The 16293-nt window shown below is 65.6% G+C and carries 12 protein-coding genes and 1 pseudogene; 5 read left to right on the plus strand and 8 right to left on the minus strand.

What is annotated here, in order from left to right:
• The first annotated feature begins 183 nt into the window (after window positions 1-183).
• From addB to QA643_RS00455, 5 genes and pseudogenes are all read left to right on the plus strand, one after another.
• Window positions 184-3330 carry a double-strand break repair protein AddB gene (addB, locus tag QA643_RS00435; protein WP_283031258.1) on the plus strand — a complete coding sequence of 1049 codons (3147 nt, stop codon included), beginning with the start codon at window positions 184-186 and terminating at the stop codon, window positions 3328-3330.
• Window positions 3324-6856 (plus strand): annotated as a pseudogene (addA, locus tag QA643_RS00440) (double-strand break repair helicase AddA). Before addB ends, addA begins: the two are co-directional and overlap by 7 nt.
• Window positions 6857-6929: 73 nt before the next feature.
• Complete coding sequence (trxA, locus tag QA643_RS00445; protein WP_016847387.1) at window positions 6930-7250, plus strand: thioredoxin; 321 nt, start codon at window positions 6930-6932, stop codon at window positions 7248-7250.
• A 131-nt stretch (window positions 7251-7381) separates the two neighbouring features.
• Window positions 7382-8392 carry an ATP-dependent DNA ligase gene (locus tag QA643_RS00450; RefSeq protein ID WP_283035075.1) on the plus strand — a complete coding sequence of 337 codons (1011 nt, stop codon included), beginning with the start codon at window positions 7382-7384 and terminating at the stop codon, window positions 8390-8392.
• Window positions 8393-8530: 138 nt separating this feature from the next.
• A complete protein-coding gene (locus QA643_RS00455) occupies window positions 8531-8992 on the plus strand; it encodes a DUF2231 domain-containing protein (RefSeq protein WP_283031259.1) in 462 nt (153 codons plus the stop codon).
• Between the two features lie 16 nt (window positions 8993-9008).
• On the opposite strand, the gene QA643_RS00460 is transcribed toward QA643_RS00455, so the two are convergent.
• The 8 genes from QA643_RS00460 to QA643_RS00495 all read right to left on the minus strand — a co-directional run bounded on the left by QA643_RS00460 (window position 9009) and on the right by QA643_RS00495 (window position 16182).
• On the minus strand, window positions 9009-9749 hold the full coding sequence (locus QA643_RS00460) for a metallophosphoesterase family protein (protein ID WP_283031260.1): 741 nt from the start codon (window positions 9747-9749) through the stop codon (window positions 9009-9011).
• Window positions 9750-9999: 250 nt separating this feature from the next.
• The gene (locus QA643_RS00465; protein WP_283031261.1) at window positions 10000-11340 is read right to left on the minus strand and encodes a folylpolyglutamate synthase/dihydrofolate synthase family protein; all 1341 of its coding nucleotides are present in this window, start codon (window positions 11338-11340) and stop codon (window positions 10000-10002) included.
• Entirely contained in the window at window positions 11337-12278 is a 942-nt protein-coding gene (gene accD / locus QA643_RS00470) for an acetyl-CoA carboxylase, carboxyltransferase subunit beta (protein ID WP_283031262.1), read from the minus strand. Before accD ends, QA643_RS00465 begins: the two co-directional genes overlap by 4 nt.
• Window positions 12279-12361: 83 nt before the next feature.
• A complete protein-coding gene (trpA, locus tag QA643_RS00475; RefSeq protein ID WP_283031263.1) occupies window positions 12362-13198 on the minus strand; it encodes a tryptophan synthase subunit alpha in 837 nt (278 codons plus the stop codon).
• A gap of 241 nt (window positions 13199-13439) precedes the next feature.
• Window positions 13440-14660, minus strand: coding sequence for a tryptophan synthase subunit beta (gene trpB / locus QA643_RS00480; protein WP_283031264.1), 1221 nt, complete (start codon window positions 14658-14660; stop codon window positions 13440-13442).
• Window positions 14657-15316, minus strand: coding sequence for a phosphoribosylanthranilate isomerase (locus QA643_RS00485; protein ID WP_283031265.1), 660 nt, complete (start codon window positions 15314-15316; stop codon window positions 14657-14659). Before QA643_RS00485 ends, trpB begins: the two co-directional genes overlap by 4 nt.
• An 89-nt stretch (window positions 15317-15405) precedes the next feature.
• Window positions 15406-15798, minus strand: a complete 393-nt coding sequence (locus QA643_RS00490; protein ID WP_283031266.1) for a LapA family protein — start codon at window positions 15796-15798, stop codon at window positions 15406-15408.
• Between the two features lie 78 nt (window positions 15799-15876).
• On the minus strand, window positions 15877-16182 hold the full coding sequence (locus tag QA643_RS00495) for an integration host factor subunit beta (protein ID WP_057844774.1): 306 nt from the start codon (window positions 16180-16182) through the stop codon (window positions 15877-15879).
• Window positions 16183-16293 lie beyond the last annotated feature (111 nt).

A 16293-nucleotide genomic window follows, 5' to 3' on the forward strand; every position in this document is an offset into this window, starting at 1 on the left:
GTACGAGGCGGCTGATGCCGGTGAGCCCACAGGGCCCAGACAAAAAATCTCGAAAACAACCCCATGCACAGTAGAATGGACCCGGACTGCCTTGGCGGTGAGTAGCGGGGACGCCGCCCTCACCCGCATGACCTGTCCCTCGTCCCTCCCTATATTGGCGCCTGACCTCGAATCAGGATGCCCATGCGCGTTTTCAGTGTTCCCCTTTCCGTGCCGTTGCTGCGCACCGTCATTGCGGCGCTGATTGACGGCCGGCTGGTCGAGGGGTTCGAGACGCGGAAGGACCCGCTCAATCTGGCGCGCGCCACGCTCTATCTGCCGACCCGGCGCGCCGGGCGACTGGCGCGGGAAATCTTTCTCGACGAACTGAAGACCGATGCTGCGATCCTGCCGCGCATCGTCGCGCTCGGCGACATCGACGAGGACGAACTGGCGTTTGCGGAAGGCGCCGAGCAATTCAGCGGCGTAGCCCCGCTCGACATTCCGCCGCGGCTCGGCGAGCTGGAGCGGCGGCTGACGCTGGCGCATCTGGTGGCGGCATGGGCAAAGACCCCGGTGTCGGCGCCGCTGGTGGTCGGCGGCCCAGCCTCGACGCTAGCGCTGGCCGGCGACCTGGCGCGGCTGATGGACGATATGGTGACGCGCGGCGTTGCCTGGGAAGCGCTCGACAGGCTGGTGCCCGACCAGTTCGATAAATACTGGCAGCACTCGCTGGAGTTTCTGCGCATCGCGCGCAAGGCATGGCCGGAGCACTTGAAAGAAATCGGCCGGATCGAACCCGCCGAGCGGCGCGACCGCCTGATCGAGGCGGAAGCCGCGCGGCTGACCGCGCATCACGAGGGGCCGGTGGTGGCGGCGGGCTCGACCGGCTCGATGCCGGCGACTGCAAAATTTCTCAACGCCGTGGCCCGCCTGAAGCAGGGTGCGGTGGTGCTGCCTGGCCTCGACACCGATCTCGACGAAGAATCCTGGCAGGCGATCGGCGGCGAGCGGGACGCGCAGGGCAAGTTCGTCACCCAACCCTCCTCCAACCATCCGCAATTTGCGATGCATGGCCTCTTGGACCGGTTCGGCATCAAGCGCAGCGACGTCGAGATCCTCGGACTACCGGCGCCGCATGGGCGCGAGATGCTGATGTCGGAGACGATGCGGCCGTCGGCCGCGACCGAGCAATGGCATGACCGGCTGGCGCAGGCAGATGTTGCAGCAAAGATTGCCGGCGGCATGGAGAAGCTTACCGTCGTCGAAGCGCCGAGCTCGGAGATGGAGGCGCTGGCCATCGCGGTGGCGATGCGCGAGGCGCGGCACCTCGGCAAATCGGCCGCGCTGGTGACGCCGGATCGCGCGCTGGCGCGGCGGGTGATGGCGGCGCTGACGCGCTGGAATCTCGCATTCAACGATTCCGGTGGTGACGCGCTGATGGATACGCCAAGCGGCGTCTTCGCCCGCTTGGCCTCGGAAGCTGCCACGAAAGGGCTGGAGCCGCCGACCCTGCTTGCGCTCTTGAAGCATCCGCTGTTTCGGCTCGGCGGCGCCCATGGTGCGTTCAAACGTGCGGTTGAGGTTCTCGAACTGGCGCTGCTACGCGGCACCCGGCCGCAGGCGGGAACGGCCGGCCTGGCACGCGACTTCGGTCGTTTCCGCGTCGAGCTCAAAAAGCTCCGAAGCCATGAGACATCCTCGCTGCACGCCGCCGAACCGCGGGCGAAGTTGAGAGACGAGGAGCTCGACCAGGCGCAAGCGTTGATCGCGTTGTTGCAGAAGGCGCTGGAGCCGCTCGAAATCATGGGCAGTTCAAAGCCGTTCGATTTCGCCGAGCTGGCGCAGCGCCACCGCGAAACGCTGATCGCATTGTCATCTGACCAGAACGGCGTTGTCGCCGTCTTCGAGGACGCACAAGGCGCCGCGCTGGCTGCTGCCTTCGATGACCTCCTGGCCGAGCAAAAGCCGAGCGGGCTGATGGTTCAGCCCGGCGATTACCCTGATGTGTTCCAGACCGCCTATGCCGACCGCATCGTGCGACGGCCGGAATTGGCGAACGCACAGCTTCAGATCTACGGCCAGCTCGAAGCGCGGCTGACCGAATCCGACCGCGTCATTCTCGGCGGGCTGGTCGAAGGCGTATGGCCGCCGGCGCCGCGGGTCGATCCCTGGCTGAGCCGGCCGATGCGCCATGAACTCGGCCTCGACCTGCCGGAGCGACGCATCGGCCTTTCCGCGCACGACTTTGCGCAACTGCTCGGAACGGAAGATGTGATCCTGACCCACGCCGCCAAGGTCGGCGGCGCGCCGGCGGTCGCCTCGCGCTTCCTGCACCGGCTGGAGGCGGTGGCCGGCGAAGCGCGCTGGGATGAAGCGAAAAAGGCTGGAGAAAAGTACGTCCGATTCGCGGAAGAGCTGGACCAGCCCGACGACGTCAAACCGATCGAGCAACCCGCGCCAAAACCGCCGGTCGCGACGCGGCCGACAAAACTGTCGGTCACGGCGATCGAGGACTGGCTGCGCGATCCCTATACGATCTACGCGAAATATATTTTGCACCTCGATCCGCTCGACCCCGTCGATATGCCGCTGTCGGCGGCCGACCGCGGCTCGGCGATCCACGACGCGCTCGGGGAATTCACGCAGGAATTCGCCGACGCACTTCCTCCGCAGCCGGCGCTGGTGCTGCGCCGGATCGGCGAAAAATATTTCGCGCCGCTGATGGAGCGCCCCGAGGCGCGCGCGCTGTGGTGGCCGCGGTTTCAGCGCATCGCCGCTTGGTTTGCCGATTGGGAGCTGGCGCGGCGCGACAACATCGAAAAGATCGCCGCCGAGATCAGGGGCGAGATCAAGATCCCGCTCGATGGCGAGCGCATCTTCACGCTGTCGGCGCGTGCCGACCGGATCGAGCAGCGCCACGACGGCCGCTTTGCGATCCTCGATTACAAGACCGGCCAGCCGCCGACCGGCAAGCAGGTGCGAATGGGCCTGTCGCCGCAACTGACGCTGGAGGCCGCGATCCTGCGCGAGGGCGGCTTTGAGAATATCCACGCCGGCTCCTCCGTCGGCGAGCTCGTCTATGTCAGGCTCAGCGGCAACAATCCGCCTGGGGAGCAACGGACGCTGGAGCTGAAGATCAGGAACAACGACACGCCGCAGCCGCCGGACGAGGCGGCCGATTACGCCCTTGAGCAACTCGAAGCCCTGATCCGCAAGTTCGAGATCGAGGAGACCGCCTACACGTCGCTGAATCTCTCCATGTGGTCGAACCGCTACGGCGCCTATGACGATCTCGCCCGCATCAAGGAGTGGTCGGCGGCCGGCGGCTTGGGGATCGAGGAATGGTGAAGGCTGCCCGCACCATTCCCGATGCCGTTCGCGCCACGCAGGCGCGCGCATCCGACCCTGCGGCTTCCGCCTTCGTCTCGGCGAATGCCGGCTCGGGCAAGACGCACGTGCTGGTGCAGCGGGTGATCCGCTTGCTGCTCGACGGCGTCGCGCCGGAAAAGATCCTCTGCATCACCTTTACCAAGGCCGCAGCCGCCAATATGGCGGAGCGCGTCTTCACCACGCTTGGCCACTGGGTGACGCTCGACGACGACGCACTGGATGCGGCGATCCGCGAGGCCGGCATTGCCCATGTCGGCGCACGCCTGCGCAAGTCGGCGCGCAAACTGTTTGCCTGCGCGTTGGAAACGCCGGGCGGGCTGAAGGTGCAGACCATCCACGCCCTGTGCACGCGGCTGCTGCAGCAATTCCCGTTCGAGGCCAACGTGCCGGCGCGCTTTGCCGTGCTCGACGAGCGCGACCAGAACGAGATGATGGAGCGCGCCAATCTCGCGGTTTTTCTCGAGGCATCGCGTCATCCCGACAGCCCGACCGGCCGTGCGCTGATGACGGCGATGGCGAGCGCCGCCGACGTCACCTTCAAGGACGTGGTGCGCGAGGCCTGCCTCAGCCGCGATCACTTCATGGCCTGGACCGACGCCGCCGGGAGCGCGCAGGCAGCGGCCGCGCAGATTTCGGCAGCGCTCGGCGTATCCCCGGGCGATCGCCTCGAAGATGTCGAGCGCGACATCATCGAGGGGCCGAACCTGCCGCGCGACCGGTGGGCCGAGATTGCGCTGGTTCTGCAGATCGGCAGCAAGTCCGACCAGGACCAGGCGGCGCGGCTGCGCGAGGCGTTGGTGTTCAGCGGCGCCGCGCAGGTCGATCAATATCTCCTGCTGTTCCTCACCGAAGCCGATCGCACACCGCGCAAATCGGTGGTGACGAAAAAATTCTGCGACAACAATCCGGCCATCGGCAGGCTGATTGAATCGGAAGCCCGGCGTATCGTGCCGCTGATCGAACGCCGCCGCGCCCTGGTGGCGCGCGACCGCACCGAGGCGCTGCTCTACATCGCGACATCAGCGGCGGCGAACTATCGCCGCGAAAAGCAGGAGCGCGGCCTGCTCGACTATGACGATTTGATCGACAAGACGCTGGAAATGCTCGATCGCGTCTCCTCGGGCTGGGTGCATTACAAGCTCGATCGCGGCGTCGATCATGTGCTGATCGACGAGGCGCAGGACACCAGCCCCCGGCAATGGGACATCGTCGCGCACATCATCTCCGAATTCACCTCGGGCGCGGGCGCGCGCGACGGCATCGTGCGCACGGTGTTCGCGGTCGGCGATGAGAAGCAGTCGATCTTCTCGTTCCAGGGCGCCGCCCCCCGCGAGTTCGACCTGCGCCGCCGCGCATTGCAGCGGAAGTTCGAGGGCGCCGGGCTGAAGTTCGATCCGGTGTCGTTCAATTACTCTTTCCGCTCGGGACCGGCGATCCTCCACGCGGTCGATCAGGTGTTTCGCGAGCAGGACATCTACCGCAGCATTCACGCGGTCGATATCGGCAACCCGATCCATCACGCGCTCGCCGATGCCGGGCCGAGCCAGATCGATCTCTGGGACCTGGCGGAAGCCGACGACCGGCAGGACATTGAAGGCTGGCGCGCACCGTTCGACGGCGTTGCCGCGACCAGCCCCGAAGTGAAGCTCGCCCGGCGCATCCAGGCCGAGATCAAGACGCTGGTCGGCAGCCGCGTGATGACCGGAGCCAAGGGTGATCGCCGGCCGCTGCGCTATGGCGACATGCTGGTCCTGGTGCGGCGGCGCGGCAACGCGTTCGATGCCGTGATCCAGGCGCTGAAGCATGCCGGCATTCCCGTTGCCGGCGCCGACCGCCTCAAGCTGACCGAGCATATCGCCATCATCGACCTCATGAACCTTGCGGACGCGCTGCTGCTGCCGCAGGACGATCTGGCGCTGGCGGTGGCGTTGAAGAGCCCGCTGTTCGGGCTCGGCGATGATGACCTGTTCAAGATTGCCTGGGACCGCAAGGGATCGCTGCGCGCCGCCTTGAGCGCACGCGCCGCAACCGACGGCCGGCTGCGCGACGCGCTGTGGCGGCTCGAACAGTGCGAGAGGCGTTTCGCCAGTGAGACGCCGTTTGCGTTCTATGCCTGGCTGCTTGGCGGCGATGGCGGCCGCGCGCGCATCCTGCGTCGGCTCGGCCATGAGGCCAACGACGCGCTCGACGAGTTTCTCGAGCTGGCGCTGAGCTATGAGCGCAAGGCGCCGGCCTCGCTACAGGGCTTTATGGCCTGGCTGCGTACCGCCGATCTCGAAGTGAAGCGCGACATGGAAATCTCGCGCGACGAGGTTCGCGTCATGACCGTGCATGGCGCCAAGGGGCTGGAGGCGTCCGTCGTGTTCCTGGTGGATACCACGACCTCGCCATCGGATACGCAGCGCCTGAAGCTGATCAACCTGCGGCAGGGCAATGGCGATCCGCACGCGCCAGGCGTTGTCGTCTGGGCCGGCCGCAAGGCCGAGGACCCGCCGGCTGTCGTCACAGCGCGCGCGGCGATGATCGGCGATACCGAGGATGAATACCGCCGCCTGCTCTATGTCGCGATGACGCGCGCGGCCGACCGCCTGATCGTCGGCGGCTGCCTGCCCGGCAACATGAAGAGCGTTCGCCCGCTGTCCTGGTACGACCTGATCACCAGGGGGATCGAGGGATCCGGCCTGCAGCTTCAGGAGATCGAGACCACTGCTGGCCGGGTGAAGCGCTATACGCGGGTGGAGGATGCCGCGTCGTCGGCAACGGCGCCGGCGACGGCGGTGTCCCCGCCGGCCCCGATCGCGCTGCCCAACTGGCTGCTGACCCCGGCGCAACCGGAAACTGCCCCGGAAAGCCTGCTGCGGCCCTCCGACCCCGCAGATAGCGGCGCGTACCCGGTACGGACGTCCGAATCGCTGCTGCAACGCGCCCGTGCTTTGCAGCGCGGCACGCTGGTGCACCGCCTCCTGCAATCGCTGCCCGACGTCGCCGCCGAACGCCGCCGCGAGGCCGCGCTGACTTACCTCGCCCGCAACGCCGACGGCTGGAACGAGGAGGAGCGGCAGGCGCTGGCGGGCAGCACGCTGGCCCTGATCGCGGACCCGCGATTCGCGCCCGTTTTCGCGCCCGGCAGCCGGGCCGAGGTCTCCATCGTCGGACGCCTGGACCGGCCGGGCGGACGTCCGGCCCTCGTGTCCGGGCAGATCGACCGCCTCGTCGTCACCGAAAGCGAGGTTTTGATCGTCGATTTCAAGACCAACCACGCCCCGCCGAGCGACCCTGCGGAGGCACCGCGGGGCTATGTCCGCCAGCTCGCGCTGTACCGGGCGGTGCTTTCGAAGCTTTATCCCCAGCATGCCATCCGCGCCGCGCTGCTGTGGACAGAAAGCTCTGAATTAATGGAGATTTCCGCGCCCGCGCTGCAGGCCGAGCTGGCATCCATCATCTCGGCGTGACCGCGCTTGACCCGGCAGGGTCGCGTTCATAGGTTTGCCACATCATCCCAGGGCGCGATTCTTAGGGCCGCGCCCTTTCATTTCTAACCGAACGAGGTAATTCCGATGGCCGTTGGCAAGGTTTCTGACGCCGATTTCGAAGCCGAAGTGCTCAAGGCGACCGGGCCGGTGGTCGTCGACTTCTGGGCCGAATGGTGCGGTCCGTGCCGCATGATCGCCCCTGCCCTCGACGAGATCTCCGGCGCCATGGGCGACAAGGTCAAGATCGTCAAGCTGAACGTCGACGAGAGCCCGAAGACCGCCTCGAAATACGGCGTGATGTCGATTCCGACCCTGATGATCTTCAAGGGCGGCGAGATGGCCTCCCGCCAGGTCGGCGCGGCGCCGAAGGCGAAGCTGCAGCAGTGGATCACCGCGGCGGTCTGATCGCCTGAACAATTATTTCTTCGGACGGCCGGCGAATAGCCGGCCGTTTGCGTTGAGACGGCATGTCTCGCGTTGAAGAAGCTCTGAGTGCTCCACCAAAGGCGCGCCGGCGCCTTGCCCCGCTCGCCGCGATGGAGGCACGCTCGGTCGACGAAATCCCGAAGGGTGCGGAATGGCAGTACGAGCCGAAATGGGATGGCTTTCGCTGCCTGATGTCCCGCCGCGGCGGAATCGTCGATCTCCGCTCCAAATCCGGCGAGGATCTCGCCCGCTATTTTCCCGAACTGATCCAGGCCGCGCTGGCGCTAAAGGCACGCGAATTCGTGCTCGACGGCGAAATCGTCGTGCCGCACGGAAAATCATTTTCGTTCGACGACCTGCTGCAGCGGATTCATCCCGCCGCGAGCCGGGTCAAGAAATTGTCGCAGGAAACGCCGGCGCTGTTTCTCGCGTTCGATCTCTTGGCGTCAGCCGCGGACAACAAGCTCGCCGCATCTGCCTTGCGCCAGCGCCGTCCCGCGCTGGAGGCCTTTGCCAAGACGCAGTTCAAATCGCAGAAAACGTTTCGTCTCTCGCCGGCCACGACAAACTATGCGACCGCGCAAAAATGGCTGAAGCAGGCCGGCGGCGGCTCGGACGGCGTGATCGCCAAGCGCCTCGACCTGCCCTATCAGGCCGGCAACCGCGATGGCATGCAGAAGATCAAGAAATTCCGCAGCGCCGATTGCGTGGTCGGCGGCTTCCGCTACGCCACCAACAAGATCGCGAACCGCAAGGTCGTCGGCTCGCTGCTGCTCGGCCTCTATGACGACGAGGGACGCCTGCATCACGTCGGCTTCACTTCCGCGATCAAGCAGGCGGACAAGCCGGCGCTGACGGACAAGCTCGAGCCGCTGATCGCGCCGCCAGGCTTCACGGGCAATGCGCCGGGCGGGCCGAGCCGGTGGTCGACCGATCGCTCGGCCAAGTGGTGTCCGCTCAAACCCAAGCTCGTGATCGAGGTCTGCTACGACCATTTCAGCGGCGAGCGCTTCCGCCACGGCACGTCCATCCTGCGCTGGCGACCCGACAAGGCGCCGCGGCAATGCCGTTTCGATCAACTCAAGCAGAAGGCCGCGGACCCGATGAAGCTGTTGAAGTGAACCACCACAGCTTCCGCCTCAATGCGCGACGCAGGCGGAACTATTGCGCTGCACACACGCGCCTAATCCGCAAATTGCCAGGAACCGGCCCCGCAACAGGCAGTTGACCGCGAAACTGCCGTTTTTGAGGAGGCGCGCATGACCAACCCCAAATCGACCGCGCAGATCGCCGGTCACCCCATCCATCCCATGCTGATTCCATTTCCCGTCGCCTGTTTCGTGCTGGCGTTTGTTTCCGATATCGCGTTCTGGAGAACGTCGAACGACTTCTGGGCCAGCGCTTCGCTGTGGCTGCTCGGCATCGGCCTGATCATGGCCGCGCTCGCCGCCATCGTCGGCGTGATCGACCTGTTCGGCGACAACCGCATCCGCAACCTCAACGATGCCTGGCTGCACGCCGGCGGCAACGTCATTGCGGTGCTGATACAGCTCTACAACTGGTATTTGCGCTACACCGACGGAACGTCTGCCATCATCCCAACAGGTCTGGTGCTGTCGTTCATCGTCGTACTCATCCTGCTCTTCACCGGCTGGAAGGGCTGGGAGATGGTTTATCGCGAGCATGTCGGCGTCTCCGATGAGACCCCTGTGACGCACTGATACGACGCGATGGCGGCTACCTGACCCATCCCGTCTCGAGTGCGGAAGCGAATTCGGCGTTGCCATTGCGGCGCGCCAATGCCGCCATCGCCTGGTTATCGTAGGCCACATGCCGGAACGTCACACGCCAGCTTCCCGCCACCAGTTCGAGAACCGCGTAGCGGGCGTCGGGCGTACCGGCCTCGATCAGATGCGGGAATGGAACGCTGTAGGAAAAGCCGGGGCTGCCGACGCTGCCGGGATTGACCACCAAGCGCCCGTCGCTGAGTCTGACCGCGCGCGCGACGTGGGTATGGGCGCACAGAATCAGCGGCTGCGAAATGCCTTCCGCCTGTTTCTCGATCGCTTCCCGCGGCGACATTTTGACCGACCCGTCCGGCATCACCGTCTCCAGCCAGTAGACGTTGTCGTCCGCAGGCGTGGCGTGGCAGAGAAAGACCTGATCGCGAAATATCCGCGTCGATGGCACCGTGCGCAGCCAGTCGAGATGGCCGGCGTCGAGCTGCGCATGAGCCGGCCGGTCCCATGAGCCCATCTTCTCCGGCGGCCGATCGATCAGCCAGCGATCATGATTGCCGAGCACGTGAGCCGCGTCGAGCGCCATCAGCGCATCCATCGCGCGGCGGGCGTCGAGCGGGCCGCTCGCCATGTCGCCGAGATTGACGATCTCGCTAATGCCCTGCGCGCGGATATCGGCGAGCACGGCTTCCAACGCGAGATAATTTCCGTGCACATCGGCTATGGCGGCAAAACGCATTTCGGATTTCCAGTGGTCAGGTACTTACCCCGCAAGAACGGTGCTAGGCCCGTCTACCTCATTTGGGTGAAGCCGGCCCGCAACATTCGCCTTTGGTTCTAATGTGAATCATGGGTTCCGACTCGCAGCGTGCGGATAGCTTGGCTAGACTTTGCAACAGACCGGGGCTGGCGAATTCATAAGCAATCGATATTTCTTCCCGGGCGGCCGCTGGAAGCAATTCCAGCGGTCATTTAATTTTTGCCTGATGTCAGCCTGGCGGCGTGCCGTTGATGTCGAGCACATGGCCGGCGAGATAGAGCGAGCCGGTAATCAGAATCCGCGGCGGTGCTTCGTAAGCGAGGCGCGAGAGCGCGTGCAGCGCCGCTTCGACACTTGCAGCATTTTCCACGCGCATGCCGAGCGCGCGCGCCGCATCCGCCAGCTGGTCGGGCGACATTGCGTTGTCGCGGCCCGGGATCGGCACCGCGATGATGTGGCGCGTCAGCCCGGCGAAATTGGCGAGAAACGCGCCGGCATCCTTGTTCGCCATCATGCCCGCGATCACCACCAGCGGACGCGACACCCGTTCTTCGAGATCGCCGAGCGCGGCGGCGGCAACGCGCCCGCCTTCGGCGTTGTGCCCGCCGTCGAGCCAGATCTCGCAGCCCTTCGGCCCCTGGTCGATCAGCGCGCCGGCGACCAGCCGCTGCATCCGCGCCGGCCATTCGGCATTGATGATGCCGGCCTCGAACGCCGCCATTCCGATCCTGAACGTCTCGATCGCGCGCAGCGTCGCAATCGCAAGGCCGGCATTGTCGAACTGATGGCGGCCGAACAGTTTTGGCGCGGCGAGGTCCATCAGCCCGCGCTCGTCCTGATAGACCAGCCGCCCGCGTTCGACACCGACATGCCAATGCTGGCCGGCCGCATGCAGCGGGGCGCGCATGCGCGCTGCCTGCGCCTCAATCACCGACATCACCTCCATCGCCTGCTCCGCTGAGATCACCGGCGCACCGCGCTTGATGACCGCAGCCTTCTCGCCGGCGATGGCGGTCAGCGAACTGCCGAGAAACTCGGTGTGGTCCATGCTGATGGGTGAGATGACGGTTGCAGCCGGCCGCTCGATGACGTTGGTGGCGTCCAGCCGGCCGCCGAGGCCGGTCTCCAGCAGCACGATATCGGCCTCATGCTCCGCGAACAGGCAAAACGCCGCCGCGGTCTCGATCTCGAAGATCGTGATCGGCTCGCCTTGATTGACCGCTTCGCAATTCTCCAGCACGCGGCGCAGCTCCGCGTCCTCAACCAGCCGGCCGCCGCCTTTTGCGCCGATGCGAAAGCACTCGTTGATCCTGACCAGGTAGGGCGAGGTATAGACGTGCACGGCAAGGCCCGCAGCCTCCAGGATCGCGCGCAAGTACGCGATCGTGGAGCCCTTGCCGTTGGTGCCGGCGACATGGATCACCGGTGGCAGCGTCCGCTCGGGATGATCAAGACACGCCAGGAGACGGTGCATGCGATCGAGGCTGAGATCGATCCGCTTCGGATGCAGCGCAGACAGCCGCGCGATCAATTCACCGAGCGGATGGGATCTGGCGGCGGGCAGGTTCACGCGTGGGGCGCAGCCGGCACGGCTTCCGGCGCCGAGACGATTTGCGCGGGATCCGTGACCTGCGGCGAAGGCTTTGAGGCAGTTTCGAGCGCCGGCGATTTGGTCAGGAGCCGGCAGAGCCGCGCCAGCGTCGGACGCATCTCGTGGCGGTGCACCACCATGTCGACCATGCCGTGGTCGAGCAGATATTCGGCGCGCTGGAATCCTTCCGGCAGCTTCTCGCGGATGGTCTGCTCGATCACGCGCGCGCCGGCGAAGCCGATCAGCGCGCCCGGCTCGGCGATATGGACGTCGCCCAGCATGGCGTAGGAGGCGGTGACGCCGCCGGTGGTCGGATTGGTCAGCACCACGATGTAGGGCAGCTTCGCCTCGCGCAGCATCTGCACGCCGACGGTGGTCCGCGGCATCTGCATCAGCGACAAAATGCCTTCCTGCATCCGCGCGCCGCCGGAGGCGGCGAACATGATGAAGGGCGATTTCTTTTCGAGCGCGAGTTCAAGCCCGCGCACGATCGCCTCGCCTGCGGCCATGCCGAGCGAGCCGCCCATGAAATCGAAATCCTGCACCGCGATGACGACGCCCATGCCTTCGAGCTTGCCAAAGCCGACCTTGATCGCGTCGTTCATCCCGGTCTTGGCGCGGGCATCCTTGATGCGATCGACATATTTGCGCTCGTCGCGAAACTTCAGCGGATCGGCCGTCACCTCGGGCAGCGCGATGTCGTACCAGGTCTCGCCATCGAAGATCGACTTCAGCCGCGCCGTCGCGCCCATGCGCATGTGGTAGTTCGAGCCGGGGATGACGAACTGATTGGCCTCGACGTCCTTGTAGAATACGAGCTGCCCGGAATCCGGACACTTGATCCACAGGTTCTCCGGCGTCTCGCGCCGCAGCATGTTGCGGATCTTCGGCCGGACGACGTTGGTGAGCCAATTCATGGTTCGCTCCGAAATGCGGCTAAACGCATTAACTGAAGATATGGCGATCCGGACCTAGCCCGGCAAGCCGCCCCAATTGTGGCCTATTCGGCCGCCTGTTTCGCGCCCCGCACGCCCTGCGCCAGCGCGGCCACCAGATCGGCCACGGCGCCCACGGTCTTGGCGGTCGCGCGCCCCTCGGCGTCGAGGCTGCCGCGGAGCGCATCGACCAGCGCGGTGCCGACCACGGCGCCATTGGCATTTTCCGCAATCGCCCGCGCCGCCTCCGGGGTGCGGATGCCGAAGCCGACGCAGACCGGCAGCTTGGTATGCCGCTTGATGCGCGCCACCGCATCGCCGACGGCCGTCGAGTCGGCCGCGGCCGCGCCGGTGATGCCGGTGATGGAGACGTAATAGACGAAGCCAGAGGTGTTCGCGAGCACGGCCGGCAGGCGCTTGTCGTCGGTGGTCGGCGTCGCCAGACGGATGAAATTGAGCCCGGCCTTCATCGCCGGCAGGCAGAGTTCATCGTCCTCCTCCGGCGGCAGGTCGACGATGATCAACCCGTCAACGCCGGCGGCCTTGGCATCGGCGAGGAATTTGTCGACGCCGTAGATGTAGATCGGATTGTAATAGCCCATCAGCACCAGCGGCGTTAAGTCGTCGTCCTGGCGGAAGCCGCGGACCATCTCCAGCGTCTTCTTCAGCGTCATGCCGGCCTTCAGTGCGCGCAGGCCGGCCGCCTGGATCGAGGGCCCGTCCGCCATCGGATCGGTAAAGGGCATGCCGATCTCGATGATGTCGGCGCCGGCCTTGGGCAACGCCTTGACGATGTCGAGCGATGTCTTGGGATCGGGATCGCCGGCCATCACGAAGGTGACGAAGGCGGAGCGGCCCTGCTTCTTCAGTTCGGCGAAACGCGCGTCGATACGGGTGGTCATGATGCAATCCTTGCGGCGCTGTGCCTCTTTCCGATATTTGCGCTCGCTGACGCACCCCCACCCCAGCCCTCCCCCGCAAGCGGGAGAGGGAGCAGAGCTTGCCGCGTCGACATACCGTTCGACAAAACTGGACGATACGCGCGCGAGCATCGTGCCACGACACCGGTCGATCCCCTCTCCCGCTTGCGGGGGAGGGTTAGGGTGGGGGCTCTCTCCCCGGGCTGGATGCAAGCGATCATCGTTACAGCGTCTTCCTGCCCTTCAAGATGTCGCCGACCTGCGGCACGTCCTTGTCGCCACGGCCGGAGAGGTTGACCACCATCAGATGATCCCTGGGGCGCTGCGGCGCGAGTTCAGCCAGTTTGGCGATCGCATGCGCGGATTCCAGCGCCGGAATGATGCCTTCCAGGCGCGACAACAACTGGAACGCCTCGAGCGCTTCCTCGTCGGTCGCGGAGAGATATTTCACGCGGCCGGTTTCGTGCAGCCAGGCGTGCTCCGGCCCGATGCCGGGATAGTCGAGGCCGGCGGAGATTGAATGCGCCTCCTCGATCTGGCCGTCTTCGTCCATAAGCAAATAAGTGCGGTTGCCGTGCAGCACGCCGGGACGGCCGCCGGCGATCGACGCCGCGTGCAGTTGCGTCAGCCCATGGCCGGCCGCTTCGACGCCAAAGATCTCGACCGAGGGATCGTCGAGGAAGGGATGAAACAGCCCCATCGCATTCGAGCCGCCGCCGATGCAGGCGATCAGCGAATCCGGCAGGCGGCCCTCAGCTTCTTGCATCTGCTGGCGCGTCTCGTTGCCGATCACCGACTGGAAATCGCGCACCATCATCGGATAAGGGTGCGGGCCCGCCACCGTGCCGATGCAGTAGAACGTGTTGTGCACATTGGTGACCCAGTCACGCAGCGCGTCGTTCATCGCATCCTTCAGCGTCCGCGCGCCCGATTGCACCGGGATCACCTTGGCGCCCAGCATCTCCATGCGGATCACGTTGGGCTGCTGCCGCGCGACGTCGACCGCGCCCATATAGACCACGCATTCGAGGCCGAAGCGCGCGCACAGCGTCGCGGTGGCAACGCCATGCTGGCCGGCGCCGGTCTCGGCGATGATGCGCTTTTTGCCCATCCGCCGCGCCACCATGATCTGGCCGAGCACGTTGTTGACCTTGTGCGAGCCAGTGTGATTCAGCTCCTCGCGCTTCAGATAAATCTTCGCGCCGCCGAGATGCTCGGTCAGCCGCTCGGCGAGATAGAGCGGCGACGGACGGCCGACATAGTTCTTGAGATAGCCGTTCATCTCGGCCTGGAACGCCGGATCGGCCTTGGCCTCGGCATAGGCCTTTTCCAGGTCGAGGATCAGTGGCATCAGCGTCTCGGCGACGAAGCGTCCGCCGAAAATGCCGAAATGCCCGCGCTCGTCGGGACCGGTGCGGAAGGAATTGGGCAGCTTTGGATTCATCGGACCATCAATTCTTCGGTGGCGCGTGCAGCGCGAATGAAATGGCGGATCAGCTCGGGATCCTTGACGCCGGGCGAGCTTTCGACGCCGGAGGACACGTCAACGCCGCCGGCGCGGGTGACGCTGACAGCCTCGGCGACGTTGCCGGCGGTGAGGCCGCCCGAGACCATGAAGGGCAATTTGAGATCGAGCTTTTCCAGGACGTGCCAGTCGAACACCGCCCCGAGCCCGCCGGGACGGGTGGCGCCCTTTGGCGCGCGGGCGTCGAACAGGATGCGGTCGGCCACGCTGGCATAGCCGGGCAGCGCCGCGAGATCGGCCGACGTCTCGACCGCGATCACCTTCATGACCGACAGCGCGAACTTCGCCTTGATGTCGCGCACCCGCGCGGTGGTTTCCTTGCCGTGTAGCTGCAACAAATCCGGCCGCAGCGTCTCGACGATGTTTTCAAGCGTGGCGTCGTCGGCATCGACCGTCAGCGCCACCTTGGTCGCGCGGCCCTTGGCCTGCTTGCCCAGCTCGCGCGCGACCTCGAGGCTGAGATGGCGCGGCGAGGGCGGAAAGAACACGAAGCCCACCATGTCGGCGCCGGCCGAGAGCGCTACCTCGAGCGTCTCACGCGTGGACAGGCCGCAAATTTTGACGAGCAGGGACATGGTCTCTCAGGGGCGGATCTTCCGGCCGCCATTTCAGGCCGTCATTTCAGGCCGTCTTGGCACATTGGAACAAGCTGACGGGGCGGGTTCTACAACGTCGCGCCCTGCTTGTCTCGCCCGGCGGCCCCATAGAAGCCGTACTGGGAGGGCGCCGGCAGCCGCTGCTGGTCGGTCCGGGAAACCGCCGCCGCGGCCCGCAAATCGGCCGCTTCGGCCCTGGCCCGGCGGGCATCGGCCTCATGGTGGCGCGCCGCCCGCCGCCAATGGCGCTGCCGGAACCAGGTCGCGATACCGCCCGCGGCGACTCCCAGAATGGCCACCGAAATGATCACGGCAAACAGCGGCATCGAGACCGCGATCGCCGGATCGGCCGCATTGAAGGGGTCGAACGACACCGTCACGAAATGCCGGTTGGCGACCGCGAAGACGATGAAGATCAGCCCCAGGGGGATGACGACCAGTGCCGTGAAGAACTTTCGCATGACCATCTCTCGCAGGTGATGGAGAAAGGCGGGCACGAGGCCCGCAACACGGCTACAACTAATCTAACCAAAAAATGCTTACGCGCCGGCCTCGGGGGAACCGTTGTCGCGGTTCAGCCGCTCGCGCATTTCCTTGCCCGTCTTGAAGAACGGGACGCTCTTCTGGTCGACCGGCACATGCGCGCCGGTGCGTGGATTGCGGCCGGCACGCGCCGGACGATGCTTGACCGAGAAGGCGCCGAAACCGCGCAGCTCGACACGGTCGCCGCGCGCCAGCGCTGCCACGATCTCGTCGAGGATCGCGTTCACAATGTTCTCCACATCCCGCTGATAGAGGTGCGGGTTGTGCTCGGCGATGCGCTGAACAAGTTCGGATTTGATCATCGAAGTTGGGATCCGGGGTCGTGCGGATATCCATTTCCGTGAAAATGCCTTGAACTGTCAAGACGCTAAATCACTTTTGGGCAACGCGAAATGACCTGACAGGCGCCCCGG

Source organism: Bradyrhizobium sp. CB3481 (assembly GCF_029714305.1).
GTDB lineage: Bacteria > Pseudomonadota > Alphaproteobacteria > Rhizobiales > Xanthobacteraceae > Bradyrhizobium.